A 16,902-nucleotide genomic window follows, 5' to 3' on the forward strand; every position below is an offset into this window, starting at 1 on the left:
ACAGAAAAATAATATGAAGGTGCCAAGTTTTTACTTAATATTACAATTTTTTCTTTTATTCTATTAAATCTTGCGGAAAGGGAGGTGAGAACGAAATTTAATTTTCGAAAACCAACGATATTATTTTGGAAAGGTGGTTGTGAATGATGAACAAAACCAAAAAAGCACGTAAGCTGGCCTGGAAAAATCTAATTGGAAAAACCGCACTGTCCGGCCTGGTTGCTTTTGGCGGATTTCCGCTCCTGGGCCTTCCGGCCGCAACGGCTGCAGACGCGGAAGCTTACAATTATGCGGATGCCCTGCAAAAATCCCTCTGGTTCTACGACGCGGAGAAATCCGGTCCCGGGATTACCGGCGGTCATTTGGAATGGCGGGGGGATTCGGAACTATCCGACATGTACGTACCGCTTGGCGTGAACGGCACGGCGAAAAACCTGACGAATTTGCGGGACGATTTCATCGCGCAGAACCTGTCGATCCTGGACCCCGACGGCAACGGGTCCGTTGATCTGAGCGGAGGATTCCACGACGCCGGCGACCATGTCAAATTCGGCTTGCCGCAATCCTATACCGCATCGACGCTGGGATGGAGCTTTTACGAGTTTAGGGACGCTTTTAAACAGAGCGGCCAGGAAGCGCATATGCTGGAAGAGCTGAAATGGTTCAGCGACTATTTTCTGCGTTCCACATTCCGTAACGCCGAGGGTGAGGTCGTCGCCTTCAACTACATGGTTGGACAAGGAACGGTCGATCACACCTATTGGGGCCCTCCCGAACTGCAGGATCCCGCAAAGTACCCGCGTCCGGCCACGTTCGCAACCGCGGAGCAACCCGCCAGCGATCAGGCTGCCGGCGCTGCGGCCGCCCTTGCTCTGATGTATCTCAATACAAAGGATACCGATCCTACATATGCGTCCGAGTGCCTGGATACGGCCACCGCGCTTTACCGCTTTGCCCAGCAGCACAGAGGACTCGGCAACAGTGACGGCTTTTATAATTCCAGTTATGACGAAGATGAATTGTCATGGGCGGCCGTCTGGTTGTACACCGCAACCGGCGACAACTCGTATATTCAGGATATCGTATCCGTTGATGCGTCCGGAAAAAACACCGGGTACCTGAAAAGAATCATCCCTTCCCAAGCGGATAGCTGGCAAAATATCTGGACGCACAGCTGGGACACGGTATGGGGCGGCGTTTTTGTACGGCTTGCGTCCCTGTTCCCGGATAATGCCCAATATGATTATTACGCCCGCTGGAATCTGGAGTATTGGTCGGGCGGCCAGGTTCCTCACAAGGAAGCGAACGACAATACGTATTTGACTACGTCGCCCGCCGGGTTCGGCGTTCTCACCACGTGGGGGTCGGCGCGGTACAACGCGGCTGCCCAGCTTTGCGCGCTGGTGTATGACAAATATAAGGACCGTCCCGAGTTTGCGGCATGGGCCAAGAGCCAAATGGACTATATCATGGGGGACAACCCCATGGGCTATTCGTACATCGTCGGGTTCCCGACACCGGACGAGTCGGCCAAGCATCCTCACCATCGGGCCGCGCACGGCTCCATGACCAATAACATGGAAGTCCCGGCGGAACACCGTCATGTGCTCTGGGGAGCGCTTGTCGGCGGGCCGGACGCGACGGATATGCATAAGGATGTTACGACCGATTACGTTTATAACGAGGTGGCGATCGACTACAATGCCGGTTTGGTCGGCGCGCTTGCAGGCTTGTATCTGGAATACGGGAACGGCGAAACGGTTACAGCCGACAGTCCGCCCGCCGAACAAGACGTAACGGAGTACAGGGTGGAAGGAAAGATCGAACAGGAAAATGACCAGCGCACGCAGGTTACGGTCACCATCCACAATGAATCCGTCCATCCGCCTCATACGGAGGGTACGATGAGCGCCCGTTATTATTTCAACATCAGCGAGCTGCTGGCAGCGGGCCAAAGCATCAACGACGTCACGCTGGAGACCTATTACGATGAGCAAAAAGCAAGCTATGGCGGTGCCGTCAAAGTCAACGGACCTTATGCTGTCAACGCGGCGGCGGGGATCTACTACTATGAGCTGGATTGGTCGGGCAACGAGGTCTACGGCAGCCGGGATTTTCAATTCGGCCTGATCGCCAAGCAGGACTCCCAGTATAAAAGCCATTGGGATCCGGCGAATGACTGGAGCCGCCAAGGCATTTCCGCCACAAAAGGAGAGACTACCCGAATTCCCCTTTATCTGAACGGAGTGAAGGTGGTCGGCGAAGAACCTGACGGCGGAACGCCGCAAGAGCCGCAACAGCCGCCGGGTGTTCCGGCTGGCCTGGCTGCGAAGGCCGGGAATGCTCAGGTGGCGCTGAACTGGAACGCGGCCGACGGAGCGATTAGCTATAACGTGAAAAGAGCGACCGTGGACGGCGGCCCTTACACGACGGTGAAGAGCGGTGTTACGGCGACGAACTTTACGGACGCGGGCCTGACGAACGACACGGCCTACTATTATGTGGTCAGCGCTGTCAACGGTGCCGGGGAAAGCGTCGACTCCGAACAGCTCATTGCGATTCCCCAAGCCGGGCAAGGAGGCCAGCCGGGAACATTGGTGCTCCAGTATAAAGCCGGGGACACCAATCCGGACGACAATCAGATGAAGCCGTTATTCCGCATTGTAAACAACGGTACGGACGCTGTTCCTCTGTCGGAACTGACGATTCGCTATTGGTATACGGTGGATGGGGACAAGGAGCAAACGTTCAATTGCGATTGGGCGCAGATCGGGGGCGGCAATCTTAGCGGCAAAACGGTGAAGATGGCGGAAGCTAAGCCGGATGCCGATTCGTATGTGGAAATCTCCTTCAATGCCGGTGCGGGCAGCCTGGCCCCCGGAAGCGACAGCGGCGAAATTCAGACGCGAATCAACAAAAATGATTGGACGGCTTATAACGAAGCGAACGACTACTCCTTCGACCCGACCAAAACCGCCTACACCGATTGGGATCGTGTCGCTTTGTATCAGAATGGCACGCTGGTTTGGGGAACCGAGCCTGGAACGGATTGATTTTTTGTCTTTTTTAATAGAAACCGCATTTTAGGAAAGAGGGGATAACTTATGTTCAAAAAAATTATCAAAACTATCCTGGCCGGTTCGCTTGTGCTCGGCGCCATGGGAATCGGGATGGCTGGCCTGGCCCCGGGACATGCGGAAGCGGCCGCTAATTATTACCATACGTCAGGGAACCGGATCGTCGATTCCGCCGGAAATCCGGCGGTGTTCAACGGGATCAACTGGTTCGGATTCGAGACGGCGAATTATTCGCCCCACGGCTTGTGGACGCGATCTATGGATGACGTCCTGGATCAGATCCAAGAACACGGCTACAACCTGATCCGTCTGCCGTATTGCAACCAAATGTTTGACCCCGGCTCCGCCCCCAACAGCATCGACTACGAAAAAAATCCGGATTTAAGAGGGCTGACACCTATCCAAATTATGGATAAACTCATCGAAAAAGCAGGAGACCGCGGCATGAAGATTTTCCTGGACCGCCATCGTCCCGGGTCCGGCGGACAATCCGAGCTTTGGTATACCGCGGATTATTCCGAACAACGCTGGATCGACGATTGGAAAATGCTGGCGGAACGGTATAACGGCAACGACACGGTAATTGGCGCGGACTTGCACAACGAGCCTCACGGTCCGGTTAGTTGGGGAACGGGGAATCCGGCCACCGATTGGCAGCTGGCTGCGGAACGGGCGGGCAATGCCATTTTGTCCGTAAATCCGCATTGGCTGATCATCGTCGAAGGGATCGAGAAAAATGTGCAAGGCTACAGCGACGGGTACTGGTGGGGCGGCAACCTTAAAGGAGTCGCGAATCACCCGGTTGAGTTGGACGTTCCGAACCAACTGGTTTATTCCGCTCATGATTACGGCCCTGGCGTCTCCTCTCAGCCCTGGTTCTCGGACCCTTCCTTCCCCGATAACATGCCGGCGATCTGGGACGCATACTGGGGATATATCAGCAAGCAAAACATCGCCCCGGTTATCGTGGGCGAATTCGGCGGCCGAGGTGTGGACACGAGCAGCGTTGAAGGCATCTGGCAGAACCGTCTGGTCGATTATATCGGCGAGAACGACCTTTATTGGACTTATTGGTGCGTAAACCCGAACTCCGGAGACACAGGCGGGCTGCTTCTGGACGATTGGGTTACCTGGAACGAGCCGAAGCAAGCCATGCTGGATCGGATTATGCAGCCGTTAGGCGAAGCGTTGCCCGCTGCCCCAGGCAAACTGACGGCTACGGCAGGCAACGGACAAATCAGCTTGAACTGGTCGGCTTCCGCCGGGGCGGAAAGTTATAATGTGAAGCGAGCGACGGTTAGCGGGGGACCGTATACGACCGTAGCCGACGGGATCTCGGGCACGGCCTTTACCGATCGCGGACTTACCAACGGCACAGCTTACTATTATGTTGTCAGTGCCGTAAATTCCGCGGGGGAAAGCAGCAATTCAGCCGAGGCGGCCGCGACGCCGGAAGAAGGCTCAAGCGTACCTAACGGAAATCTGGTCGTGCAATATAAGGCGGCCGACACCAATCCGGCCGACAACCAGATCAAGCCGCATTTTAATATTAAGAACAACGGCACAACCGCAGTTGACTTGAGCGACCTGAAACTTCGCTATTACTTCTCGAAAGACGGCACGCAAAGCGTGAGCTCTTGGGTGGACTGGGCGCCGATCGGAGCCGAAAACATTCAAAGAACCTTTACCGACGCTTATGTTGAACTCAGCTTTACGGCTGCGGCGGGCTCTATTTCGGCCGGCGGGGAAACCGGTGATATTCAATTGCGGATGGCCAAATCCGACTGGTCCAATTTCAACGAAGCGGACGATTACTCCTTCGATCCGACCAAAACGGCTTATGCCGACTGGGATAAGGTAACTCTGTACCTGGGGGACTCGCTGGTATGGGGAGTAGAGCCTGAATAAAATGAAAATACAATAATCTTGTTATGCAAAAAGACGATTTCAATTCCGCTTGCGGGCGGATCTGGAATCGTCTTTGTATTTGGGCCTATCTTACTCGCTGCTCCCTTTGGGACGGGGCCTTGCGGATTTACTTCGTTCCTTCGCCTAGCACCGGCTTGTAATTATCCGGAATATACGTGACCGTCTTGACCTCGGTAATCACCTGCGGATAAAATTTGCCTTTCTCCGGTTGTTTAATCCGGTAGTTGATTACGGCTTTGTCACCGTCAAAAACGATGCTTGCAACTTCGAGGCCGTAACCCGGATGGGGAGCCATGGCGGAGATCGTAACTTTGGTGATATCCCCGGATATTTTTTCACTGTTTAAAACGAAATCATACAGGTTTCCGCCTACGGACCGGGTAGCTTCGATGATTCGGAGCGCCTGATCGAGCATGCCTGCGGTTTCGCTGCGTGTAAGCGGCTGCTTGGGATTGAACTTCTTGTTTTTATCCAGCGTCACGATGCCCGCGTTCAGCAGCATTTGGATGCTGCTCATATAGCTAGCGTTAATCTGCTTGTCGTCCTTGATGTCTTTATATTGCAGCGTCCAGAAGAATTCGCTCTTCGTACTGAGCACCTGGAACAGCCAGTGGCTGAACTGCTCCTTCGTCACTTTGGTTGAAGGGTCGATGTCTTTCGGAATATCGAGGCCGTGGTGATGCGCGATCACGAAAGCTTCGGCGTACCAGGCGTTATCTTTTATTTTGCTATAGTAGTCGCTGGCTTCGGGCTTTTTCACGAAACGCAAGTGATCGAGGTTCAGGTCGAACGCGCTGACGATCAGCGAGATGGCCGAAGCGTTGTCTATTCTTTCATTCGGCTTGAAATATCCCCATGGGTCGCCCTTGAGGATGCCCCGTTTCTCCAAGCTTTCGATCGCTTTTTGCTCGGGGTCTCCTTTGACGTCCTGGAAGGCGGAGGCCGTACCGCCAACCATCAGGCTGAATGCGATGACCATAAGCAGCGTCAGCCTCGTCAATTTGGAAGCGAATTTGCTCGTGTTGTTCATAGGTTACCTCCCGTAAATGAGTTGTTACTTAATCTTCGCAGCATGAAATCGGCTGATGAAGACACTTTTCCAGTTAGTCGAAACAGTGTTGAAGAACGGCATGATGGGATCAAATGCAAAAGCGGCTAGGCCCCCTAATTCCGGAGTCCACACCGTCAAAATAATGTGTGTCGTACGATTGCTCACTTTTTCACCAAATTACAGCGTTCTATGGAATTTGGCTTGATCTTCTTCCTTCAGTTGTTTGACCCATTCGCTGAACACTGTGGGCGCTTTGCGTTTCAAGCTCTCGTGCATTCTGCGGTTGTTGTAGAAGTCCATATACCAGTCAATAGCCGCATACGCGTCTTCCATGGTCTCAAACGATTCTTTGGTGAGCAGGTCGCGTTCCATCGAGCTGTGGAACGACTCGATGTACGCATTCATGTTTGGTGTCTTTGGCGGGATTCGCTCGTGGAGTATCTCCCAGCTTTCACAAGTATCGCCAAACAGTACGCTCAGGAATTGAGGGCCGTTGTCCGTGCGGATCACGGGCATGGTCTCTCCGGGTTGCAATCGGCTCCTGATGGCCCGCCCCAAGGCCTGACAGATATGTGTCGCTTCGCAAACAGAGCCTCTGTAATAGGCGACGATAACGCGATCGAACACATCGATGATGCTAAAGACGAAGAAGAAACGATCGCGGCCGGAAACATATCCGTATTTGATGTCCGCCTGCCATAGTTGGTTTGGGCCGGTGACAAGACGGTTTCTAGCCAGTCTTCGTGGATGCTTGGACTTGGGCTTTCTCTGCTTTTGAAGAATGCCTAACTCTTTACAAAGGCGGTAGGCCTTTGACTTTCCTAGAACCAGGTCGTATTTGTCGCGCAAACACTGAGCCAAAAGCTTGTAGCCGTAGATGTGCTCTTCGCCTTCGATGAGCTCCAGCAGCCACTCTTTGATCTGCTCGTCGCTGACTTTACGACCTTGCAACGTCAAGGAGTACCCTGGACAAGGACGGCCTCTTCCCGTGTGGTTAGAAGTCTCTGTGGACTGTTTCGTGCGTTTGAGGCGCTCGTAGTAGGTGGATTCTGCCAGACCTAATATACGCAACACAAGAGCTGCGGTGTTCCCCTGCTTAATAAAGCGGTCGGCTATTTCAAATTTTTCAGATAAGCAGGGTTCTTCTTTTTTAGGAGTTCTCGCAGGATCTCGATTTCGAGTTCCTTTTCACCCAGTACCTTCATCGCTTTTTCATATTTCACTTCCACGTCCTGAAGCCGTTTCAACTCTTGAAGCTGATGATCCGCCGGCGGTAGTTCGTGGATGTCCACTTCATCCCGATACGTTCGGATCCAGTTACGAATCGTTTCCGGATGGAGATTATACTTCCGGGCCAACACCCCCACCTTGATCCCGGACATGGCTTCACGCACCACTTCGATACGCACTTCCTCGTATAGCTTGCTTGATCGTCGCATACTGTTCGTCCTCCCTTAGAAATACAATAATATATTGTAGGGCAGGACTCCAATGCAATTAGGGGGCCGTGGGGAAAGTACATTCCATTCTACATAAATTGCCGTCTTGGAGCAGTTGAAATGCAAAAGTGCATCTCATTTAGGGATATCTGATAAAAAAGTATCTTTTAACTGGAAATGAACTGCACTTTTGCATCTGAACCCCCAGTTTCGAGGAGCTTCGACAAAAACCGCATGCACTTTTGCATTTCGTGGGATTACCCCGTTCCCTAATATCGCAACAGAGGAGGAGTGGCATGTAGTTCCTTCAACGCAAAGGTTTTGGCAAGTTCAAGTTTCCGAATAGCGGCTTCAAGCCCCGCATTCCATTGCGTTGAGTTATTCGTTATTCGACCCGGACGGAAAAAACATAACTGGACGTGCCTTCGGAAACGCGTTTTACCGGATCCTTGAGCCATACTGCAAACAGATCGTAAACGTACGTTCCCGGCTCATGCGGCACTTCGAAGGAACCGTCCGCCGCCGCGACCTGTGCGGAAAGGCCGTTTTTGAATAACGTCACTGTGGTTTCCGTCGGCTGCTTTACGTTGTCAAACCGGAATGTAATCTTCTCCCCGGGGCGTACCGCCTCGGACGGCTTACCCTGGGCCAGTTCACCCGCGCTTGCATAATCCACGCAAACTCCCTGGGCCGTGTCCCCGGACTTGTCGGTGGTGCTCCAACAGTATGAACCCTGAATAACCGTAATGGCGGCATCGGCTGCTGTACGGATCACCGGCAGGGGCGGCTTGTTGCCCAGACCGTTCCCGCTGTATGCTTCGTTCCCCGCACAGCCGGAAATCAGCAGCAGGGCCGCCACCAGAATGGGGCCTCGAATCAGGCAGCGAATCAAGCCGTGAGTCAGGCTGCGAATCAGTCCGCGAATCAGTCCGCAAACATGGCCCCCAGACCATAACCGCCGTCCCCGCACAGAGTACATCAAATCCCTCCTTATCGTTTTAATTTTAAGTATTTGCACTTCCTGACGTAACCATGGTGAGGTATGTTTCACTCGCGAGCGCATTTTTGGTGCATTTGGGCAAATTTTTTTGGCTCAAAACTGAAATCAGAGCTTGTCGAAATAAATTATGACTTTGGCACTATAGTGTTCGTGTCATGGTGTCCCTGCATGCAGCTTTGCACGATTATCCCTTTCGTTCAGGGGGCGGGGGTGGGGCTAGAGTAAGGGTCAGGAAAAAAGAGAGAAGAAAAAGAGAGGGGAAAAAATGAGGCGGTTCAGGAGAGATTTTTAACTTGATTAGGGAATATATGTTTGGTATAATGAAAAAAACGAACGTATGTGCGTAAATTCTTGATTCGGGGGCGAGCGGACATGAAAGTCAATGCGGAAACGGATCTTCAACCCTTCAGCAGCCGTTATAACTGCGAGCAGGCCTGCATGGAGGCGCTAATCGCGATGAAGTGGCCGAACGGCTTCGTCTGCCCGCGCTGTGTTCACACCCAGTACAGCCGTCTGTCCTCACGGCATATCCCCTTGTTCGAGTGCGGGAAGTGCAAGCATCAAACGTCGCCTTTGGTCGGCACGATTTTTGAAGGAACGCATCTGCCCCTGGTGAAGTGGTTCCAGGCACTGGAGTTGTTCCTGCTTCCCGATGGCATATCGGCGACGCGGCTGAGCCAGGTGATCGAGGTCACCTACAAGACCGCCTGGCTGCTGCTGCACAAATTACGCCATGCCGCCGGGGAGTTTGATGCCCGGGAGCTCCTCTGCGGAGACGTGAAGGTGAACAGCGATCAGTATGGGCGTGATCCATCCCGGTGTCAGCTTTCGCATCCGTATGCCTCGGCGGTCGTAGCCGGCTGCACGGTAACGGAGTCGGGCGAGCCGGAGCAGGTCAAAATCCGCCTGGTGCCGCATAAGCGGGGAAACGAAAAAAGGGCAAACCGTCACGATCTAACCGCGTTCATCAACGGGCATGTGGATGTCCGTACATCGGTGGTGCAGTTGTTCCCTCAAGCCTTTCGGCTGTATATGCCCTTGCGGAGAGTGGTGAGAGAGGCGTGGGAATCGCTGAAGAGTACGTATGGAGCCTTGGGACTGAAGCATCTGCAGGCGTACCTGAACGAGTACACCGGACGCCGCCGGCTGCACTTGCCCGGAGCGGAAGAAACGATACGGCAGAAGTTGCTGCGCATGTGTGTAGCGATTCCGGCGATCCCTTACCGCCGGCTGATCGCACGCCAACCGAATCAGCCCCTTGCGGCTGCGGCCTGATCGAGGCGCTTGAATGGTGTAGGCGCTTGTTGCAAACGGATTCAGTCTGCAGCGAGATCACGGTCTTTTCATTTTTCGCGGTGTCTTGCCCCATCCTTCCCGTTAGGTCTGCTGCTTCGCTTCTCCAAAATCTACTTCCTTTTCATAATTTTATCTTCTTCTCTCAACCTTGTATCTTTCTCGCAAACCTGTCTAATAATCTCGAATCTGTCTGCTTCTCCTAAATATATCTTCTTCTCCTGAATTTGTCTTCTTCTCCGCTTCCTGATCAAACGAGATAATTGTGCAAAGCGTCTGGACATTGGATGTTGATCTGCCGACCAATCCACCGGCCTTCCCTCTTCCCTGTCCTCAAGCTTTCAACGCCCTTCTGCATTTCTTGCCACGATCGGTTACCTGTTTGACTGTCAAGCACAGATTATTAGGTTGAGCCATTTTTTTTTGCGTGTTTAAAGCTTCGGCGGGAACCAGATATTCCGCAGATCGACCCAGCCCTGGCTGTTGAAGGCGACGCCGCGCATCGATGGGAGGAAGGCGGTTTGGACCGGCTTTTCGTATAAAATAAACAGCTCATCCGCCGCGATTAAGCGCGTTTCGATCGATTCGAACAGGGCGGCCCGCGGCAGCGGATGCTCCTCCAGGGCCACGGCCTGCAGCAGCCTGCCGATGTCGATCTGCATATGCGGCTCCACATGTTCGGAGACGGTCTGGTATAGATCGAACAGGCGGAGCTGCTCGTCCTGATCCCGCAGCAGGGAAAAGACGATCAGGTCGGACTTCAGCCGGATATCGCCTTTGAATTCCTCGGCCGACGCGGAAAGCACGCGGCAAGGGTAGCCCGCGGCCTGCAGCCGTCCGGCGACGAAGTCGGCGTCCGGCTTGTACGGCGCAATGGTGGCGATAAGCAGCTCCGGCCCGGCGGCGTCCTGCCCAGTCCCAGCGCCATCCTGCACCATCGTCGCCGCAACCTTCGCCGGCCCAGCGCCATCCCGCCACGTTTCGGCGCGATCCTGCGCCGGACCGGCACCATCGCCCCGCAGCGCGGCAAAAACCCGCGCCCGCACCGCAGGGTCGCTGAGCGGACCGCTTTTTCGCGTATTGCAGGTCACGAATTTGCGGACGGATACCCGGGAATGCATCTGGCTCCAGCCTTCACCCTCCGCCGCCGTCGGGTTGGGGATGACGTGGAACGGGGAGAGGGAATCGCCGTCGCTTCCGGCGGCTTGTTCCCCGGAGATGTTCCAGGGCACATATACGATTTCGATCCGGTCAAGATGCGCCTGCCCCTGAAAATAATGGGGGAACGCCTCCAACACGCACAGATCGCCGTTCATCTCGGCAACTTTGAACGGCCCGCTGCCGACGGGGCTCACCCCGAATTTCGCTTCCCCGCGCCCATCGAGATTTCGCGGGACGATCGCGGCCCGGCTGGTGCAGAGCCAAGGGAGGAACAGCTCGCTTTGCTCCTTCAATTCGATGCGGACGGTATTTTGATGAAGCGCGCGAACCGTCCGTATTTGCTTAAAAATCGAGCTGTACAAAGCGCGGCGCGTGCTTCCGGCCAGCCGCTCGAACGTAAACACGACGTCGTCCGCCGTCAGCAGGTTGCCGTTGTGAAACAGCACCCCTTTGCGCAGGTAAAATGTCCACTCAGTGCGGCTTGCGTCAACGTCCCAGGCGTGAGCGATCCCGGGCAACAATTCCCCGGTGGCGCTCTGCTTGCGGATGAGTCCGTCGAACACATGGCTCGACACAAAAGATTCCGCCAGCAGGTTCATATACAGCGGGTCCACCGTATAAAGCCGCTGCCGGACTGGCAGGCGCAGCGTGTCGATTTGCCGGTCGCGGCGCGTTTCGGCGTGATATCCGAAATAGGAAAGCAGCCAGCCCTGGAGCTGGTCCTGCAGCGAGGAAGTCCCGGCATGCCGGCGAATGTCCTCAATCGCCTGCCGGACATCTTTTCGGCGTATAGCCTGCATGACCGACTCTGCGGCGATTTCCTCAGCTTTCGCCAGAAAACGCAAGACAGAGCGCGCCCCCCGGCCCCGCCGCGATTGCCACCCGATCCAGCCGCGCTCCTCCATGTTGCGGATGATCGTCAAGGCGTTCCGGTGGGTGCAGTCCAAGGCGGCCGCAAGCTCGTCCAGCGTCACTCCCGCGGCGGAATCCCCTTCCTTGGCGCCGTAACGCTCATGCAACAGCAAATATTGATGGTGCAGCTTCATAAGGGGCCGCCTCCTTTAGAAGAATCAATGAACGGAACGCTACCAAGAAGATGCCCCCCATTAGAAAGTGTCTTCTTCCGCTTCATTACCCCGCACCGTATTCCCGCCCTCGTCCTCCACGTACTCCAGCAAATCCCCGGGTTGGCATTCGAGCGCCCGGCAAAGCGCATCCAGCGTAGAGAAGCGGATCGCCTTGCCGTTTTCGTTTTTGAGGATGGACAGGTTGGCCTGGGTAATTCCAACTAACTGAGATAGCCGGGTTAACGACATTTTCCGCTGGGCCATTACGACATCAAGCTTGATTCTGATCATACCCGTCACCAGCTTTCTCAATCAGATCGTATTTTTGTTTTCTTCCACCGCGTTTACGGCGATTTTGAGAGCGGAGGCAATGATCATCATAACGAATCCGCTGATTAGGCTATCCACGTACGAGATGTCAGTCAATTGAATGGAGGCGCCCACGATTTGCAGCTCGCCGATGGCCTGGGACAGCATAACCGATTCCGTGTAATTGAATAACGTACCCAGCGCAATAATAATGATCCCCAGTTTATAAAAGACGGACACATTTTCATACATAAACAGGCTGTCCCGGTAAATGTTCCGCAGCAATTTATGCATATAAAACGCGGACAACGCGATTAAGAGAAGCGCGCTGACCGAGTTAATGAAGGACAAAGCGATAAATGCCCTGCTGTCGTAAAGCTTCGGATTCGCAAGAAAATGAATATCGATATAGCTGAATACCGGCTTAAAGTCGCCCAAAAATCCGGTCCATCCGCTGCCTGCGAACCAGAGATGGGAAACATGCTCCACCGCCTCCAGCACACCGATCAGCAGAGCAATATAAAATACGATCAAGCTAACGATGGATCCCGCTTTGAAGAACATTTTGGATTTCATGATTTCATACTCCTTTTTTCGTAATCTTTTTGTGTATGGAACTCAATTTAGCACAGGTTATTCTGTAAATCAATAATATTTTATCGAAAAACAATAAAACTATATTGAAATTCATATATAATTCCTGCTAAACTTAGACTTGTTGGAAAGGAGTGGTTCTTTTTTGTTTAACGAAATCATGGAGCCTCAGCAGCGATTATCCAAGAATGCGGTAAAAATTTGGAGGATTCATGAGGCGATCGAAAGCGCCGTCACATTTCTGGTGATCGGGGTGTTGCTCTATCTGGATCACCGTTTTTCATGGGTTTACTGGGTTGGGTGGATTCTGGCCGGGCTCGCCGTCCTTGAGGTGCCGATGATGATTTGGTCCGTTTTTGTCCAGCCTTCTATGAAGTATGCCAGATGGCGTTACACCATTTCGGAGCAGTTTTTGCAGCTTAAATTCGGAGTCTTTACGGAAACTGGCGAGTTGATTCCAATGACCAAAATCCAGTCGGTGGCTACCCGGCAGGGACCGCTGCAAAAAAGGTACGGGGTCTGCTCGGTAACGGTCACAACGATGGGGTCTTCGCATACGATTCCCGTCCTGGACCAGGACATTGCCGGGGAATTGAGAAATCAGATTGCACGATATGCCAAACTGAAAGAGGTCGACGAATGAGCCGGGCCAAACGGTATCATCCTCTTGTTATGCTGCTGGCCATCTGGAACTTGGGGAAAAATGCGATTTATTTCTTTGTCTTTTTATTTGTGCTTAAAGCAGGCTCGGACGCGGCATGGGTGAAATACGGCAGGCTGGCCCTGCTGGTCGTCGCCGGATTCAGCCTCTTGTCCATCCTATGGAGTTGGTCCACGCGCCGGTATCAGCTTGATGACACCTCGTTTCGGTTATACCAAGGGGTTTTCGTCAAGTCGAAGAGAGTGATTCCCTTCTCCAAAATTCAAAATATAAACCGTCAAACCACCCTGTTTCACCGGATTTTCAAGGTGACCGCCATCCGTTTTGAAACCGGGATGGAAGGTGAAGATGCGGCCGTCGTATTTCGCGTCATCTGCTATGCGGAAGCGGACCGGCTGGAGGAGCGGGTGGCGGGACCGGTAAAAAGGGAAGACGCTTTGAGCACGGCGGGCGACGATGAGGAAACCGCGGCTGTAGAGCACGGAAATATCCGGGATTCCAAGCGGACTATCCATTTCAGTCCCACCCGGAAAGACCTGATCAAAGCTTCTTTTACCTCCTTGAGTTTCCTTATTCTGATTCCGGCCCTTTTTTCGCTTTACTCCAAAGCCGATGATTTCTTTGATCTTGATGAACAAGCCCAGGGAGTTCTGGCGGCGCTTATGAGTTCCTGGTGGACAGCGGCGGCGGTTTTTGTGCTGCTGTCGGCGGTTTCCGTCGTCCTGGGGATTGCCGTAACTTTTGTAAGGTACGGGGGTTTTGAACTTTCTTCGGATGCGGAACGGATCTATATCGTCAAGGGGATGATCGAGCGTACGGCGTTCTCCATTGCCAAAGAGCGAGTGCAGGGCGTAGAGGTGACCCAATCTCTGATGAAACGGCTGCTTGGTTTGGCGGAGGTACGGTTGATCACCGCAGGCGGCGAAGGGGAAGACAAACGGGATGTGAACTCGCTATACCCCTTTTTGCCGGTGCGGCATGCCTACCGCCTTGTGTCGGAGCTGCTGCCTTCCTACGAGATTTCCTCCGAAATGAGCCCGCTGCCCCGGGCGTCGCTGGGAATAAGCTTGGTGGGGTCAGGCTGGATTTGGATTTCTCTTGTTGCTTTATCTATTCCTTGGCTTCCCTTCATACCGGACGTACCGGTTTTCGGCGCGGCATGGTGGTGGATCGCCTCGGCGGGGCTGTTGATTTGGGCTATGGTGCGGAATATCCTGAATCATTTTAATACGGCATATGCCATCCATGGCCGATTCCTGCAGTTTCGGACCGGAGGGCTGACCTCACGGCTGTTTATCGGCAAAAGAGAGAAAATCATTGAAGTGAAAGTCACCCGTGGTGTGCTGCAGCGCCGCTGGGGGCTGGCTTCCGTCCATATCGTGAACCGGGCCCGCCCCGTCCTGCATCACAAGCTTCCCGACATTCCGGCTGCTTGGGGCCAGGCGTTTTACGCGTGGTATGCGGGAAGAATGCAGGAAATAAGGACTGAATGACGATGCCGCCCGGGAGGCCTATTTTTAAAATACGAAATTTCTTGTAAAAAACCTTCTCTTTATCTTCTTATTTTATCCATTAAAATGGGCGGTAGAAAACAAAGGTTCGACGAACCTGGATGTTACGGAGGGATTCAAAGAATGAACGAAATCAGGCCCATGCCGCACGGCAAAGTGCTGGCGGCGCTGCTCGGCGGCTTTGCGCTGGCCGCGGCGCATCAATATTTGTTTTACGGGGATGGCTTCGGCGTATCCGTTCCGATTTTTACCGGCTTGTTTTACCTGTATTTGTACTTATGCGCCAGGGACCGGTTTGGGCGTCCGATGACCTGGTTCGGCTGGCTGTCCTTGGCGGCGGTCGTGCTGCTGTCGCTGACGTATGCGCTGTTTGCCAATACGCTGTTTTTTGCGCTCAATGTGCTTGCTCTGCCCTGCCTGATTTTTGCGCAGACGACATATATGTTTAACCTGAAAAAACGGTCTTGGGGCGATTTAAGGATTGTTTTTGACGTGCTGGACCATCTGCTTCCGCAAAACTTTCGGCACTGGGCTACGGCATTTCGCGCCGTGCAATCGACAGCCACCAAAAAAATAGGCGATCGCCGCAAACAGGCGGCCGGCAAGGTGCTGCTTGGGCTGCTGATCGCGCTGCCGCTGCTGATCGTCGTGATCGGGCTGTTGTCTTCGGCGGACAGCAGCTTTGACCGCTTGCTCTCGATGATCCCGGACTGGTTCAACGACAGCTTTTCGATCGGGGAAGTGATGTTCCGCCTGATCTGGATTTTGCTGCTGGGCTTGCTGCTGTTCGGCTATTTGTGGGGATTCGTCGACCCGATGCGGGAAAAGCCCGTAGACTGGTTCGGGGGAATCGCGATCGCGGACGGTATGGGTCAGACTGGCACAGCTCAGAGCGGTACGGGTGAGAACGGTACGGTTCAGAGCGGTACGGTTCAGGGTGATACGGGCCAAAACGGCATAAGCAAGGCGGGCAAGAGTGAAGTCCTGTCAGGTGCATCCGCCGCTTCCGCCTATCCGGGCAGCACGCCCGTCAGAATCGATCCGCTGATTGCCGCCACCGTGCTGATCGCGATTAATATCGTTTACCTGCTGTTCGTTTCGCTCCAGTTTACGTATTTGTTTGGGGCATGGCGAGGCGTTTTGCCGGACGGCAGCTCGTATGCCGATTACGCGAGAAGCGGATTTTTCGAACTCGTTGCCGTCACGTCGATCAATTTTGCGATTCTGATCGGCACCTTGACGTTAGGCGGCGAAGCGGGGAAAGTCCTGCGGACGCTGAATCAGGCTCTGCTGTATATCCTTGTCGGATGCTCCGGCATCATGCTGCTGTCGGCGTTTACGCGGCTGGTTCTGTACCAGGAAGCTTACGGTTATACCTATATCCGCTTTCTGGTCTTCGCCTTTATGATCTTTTTGGGGCTGCTGCTCGTCTGTGCCGGGCTGCGCATCCGCTTTGCGAAAATTCCGCTGGCAAAATGCTTTGTCGCGCTCGGCCTGGCCGCTTACATTGCCGTAAACTATGCCAATATGGACCTCTTTATCGCCAAAAAGAACATCGAGCGCTACGAAGCGACCGGAAAAATCGATGCCGTTTACCTGGCGGGACTGTCCGCCGACGCGCTGCCATGGCTTTTAAACTACAGCCGCAAGGCGGAGCCGGAACTATACCGCCAGCTGCTTGAACGCCGGGACGTAATAACGGGGATCGAAGGCCCAGGCTGGCAGTCGTTTAATTGGGCCAAATTCCGGGCGGTCCGTGCGCTGCGTGAGGATACGAGCCGCTAGAAGCAAAAAGGGATGAAACGCCGGA

At 53.8% G+C, this 16,902-nt stretch carries 13 protein-coding genes; 6 read left to right on the forward strand and 7 right to left on the reverse strand.

Going from position 1 to position 16,902, the window contains the following annotated elements:
* Positions 1-143: 143 nt before the first annotated feature.
* Both EHV15_RS14790 and EHV15_RS14795 read left to right on the forward strand, forming a co-directional pair.
* Positions 144-3,053, forward strand: a complete 2,910-nt coding sequence (locus tag EHV15_RS14790; RefSeq protein ID WP_246061573.1) for a glycoside hydrolase family 9 protein — start codon at positions 144-146, stop codon at positions 3,051-3,053.
* Positions 3,054-3,104: 51 nt separating this feature from the next.
* Positions 3,105-4,985, forward strand: coding sequence for a cellulase family glycosylhydrolase (locus EHV15_RS14795; RefSeq protein WP_128631879.1), 1,881 nt, complete (start codon positions 3,105-3,107; stop codon positions 4,983-4,985).
* Between the two features lie 127 nt (positions 4,986-5,112).
* Here EHV15_RS14795 and EHV15_RS14800 read toward each other — a convergent pair whose 3' ends face one another.
* The 4 genes from EHV15_RS14800 to EHV15_RS14815 all read right to left on the reverse strand — a co-directional run bounded on the left by EHV15_RS14800 (position 5,113) and on the right by EHV15_RS14815 (position 8,475).
* Complete coding sequence (locus tag EHV15_RS14800; protein WP_128631880.1) at positions 5,113-6,036, reverse strand: S-layer homology domain-containing protein; 924 nt, start codon at positions 6,034-6,036, stop codon at positions 5,113-5,115.
* Positions 6,037-6,234: 198 nt separating this feature from the next.
* Complete coding sequence (locus EHV15_RS14805) at positions 6,235-7,131, reverse strand: IS3 family transposase (RefSeq protein ID WP_246061576.1); 897 nt, start codon at positions 7,129-7,131, stop codon at positions 6,235-6,237.
* 38 nt (positions 7,132-7,169) lie between these two features.
* Positions 7,170-7,496 carry a transposase gene (locus EHV15_RS14810; protein WP_128629969.1) on the reverse strand — a complete coding sequence of 109 codons (327 nt, stop codon included), beginning with the start codon at positions 7,494-7,496 and terminating at the stop codon, positions 7,170-7,172.
* Positions 7,497-7,881: 385 nt separating this feature from the next.
* On the reverse strand, positions 7,882-8,475 hold the full coding sequence (locus tag EHV15_RS14815) for a hypothetical protein (protein ID WP_128631882.1): 594 nt from the start codon (positions 8,473-8,475) through the stop codon (positions 7,882-7,884).
* A 393-nt stretch (positions 8,476-8,868) separates the two neighbouring features.
* Here EHV15_RS14815 and EHV15_RS14820 point away from each other — a divergent pair, with 393 nt between their 5' ends.
* Positions 8,869-9,771 carry a transposase gene (locus tag EHV15_RS14820; RefSeq protein WP_128631883.1) on the forward strand — a complete coding sequence of 301 codons (903 nt, stop codon included), beginning with the start codon at positions 8,869-8,871 and terminating at the stop codon, positions 9,769-9,771.
* A 449-nt stretch (positions 9,772-10,220) separates the two neighbouring features.
* On the opposite strand, the gene EHV15_RS14825 is transcribed toward EHV15_RS14820, so the two are convergent.
* The 3 genes from EHV15_RS14825 to EHV15_RS14835 are packed head-to-tail and all read right to left on the reverse strand — an operon-like array spanning position 10,221 to position 12,902.
* Positions 10,221-11,996, reverse strand: coding sequence for an ABC transporter substrate-binding protein (locus tag EHV15_RS14825; protein ID WP_128631884.1), 1,776 nt, complete (start codon positions 11,994-11,996; stop codon positions 10,221-10,223).
* A gap of 60 nt (positions 11,997-12,056) precedes the next feature.
* Positions 12,057-12,308 (reverse strand): helix-turn-helix domain-containing protein, encoded by a 252-nt coding sequence (locus EHV15_RS14830; RefSeq protein ID WP_128631885.1) that lies wholly within the window; start codon positions 12,306-12,308, stop codon positions 12,057-12,059.
* 21 nt (positions 12,309-12,329) lie between these two features.
* Positions 12,330-12,902 carry a DUF2975 domain-containing protein gene (locus EHV15_RS14835; protein WP_128631886.1) on the reverse strand — a complete coding sequence of 191 codons (573 nt, stop codon included), beginning with the start codon at positions 12,900-12,902 and terminating at the stop codon, positions 12,330-12,332.
* Positions 12,903-13,065: 163 nt separating this feature from the next.
* Between EHV15_RS14835 and EHV15_RS14840 the strand changes: the two genes are divergently transcribed.
* The 3 genes from EHV15_RS14840 to EHV15_RS14850 all read left to right on the forward strand — a co-directional run bounded on the left by EHV15_RS14840 (position 13,066) and on the right by EHV15_RS14850 (position 16,877).
* On the forward strand, positions 13,066-13,563 hold the full coding sequence (locus EHV15_RS14840) for a PH domain-containing protein (RefSeq protein ID WP_246061578.1): 498 nt from the start codon (positions 13,066-13,068) through the stop codon (positions 13,561-13,563).
* Complete coding sequence (locus EHV15_RS14845; protein ID WP_128631887.1) at positions 13,560-15,074, forward strand: PH domain-containing protein; 1,515 nt, start codon at positions 13,560-13,562, stop codon at positions 15,072-15,074. Before EHV15_RS14840 ends, EHV15_RS14845 begins: the two co-directional genes overlap by 4 nt.
* Positions 15,075-15,215: 141 nt before the next feature.
* Complete coding sequence (locus EHV15_RS14850) at positions 15,216-16,877, forward strand: DUF4153 domain-containing protein (protein ID WP_178075860.1); 1,662 nt, start codon at positions 15,216-15,218, stop codon at positions 16,875-16,877.
* Positions 16,878-16,902 lie beyond the last annotated feature (25 nt).

This window comes from Paenibacillus oralis (assembly GCF_003863965.1).
GTDB classification, from domain to species: Bacteria; Bacillota; Bacilli; order Paenibacillales; family Paenibacillaceae; genus Fontibacillus; species Fontibacillus oralis.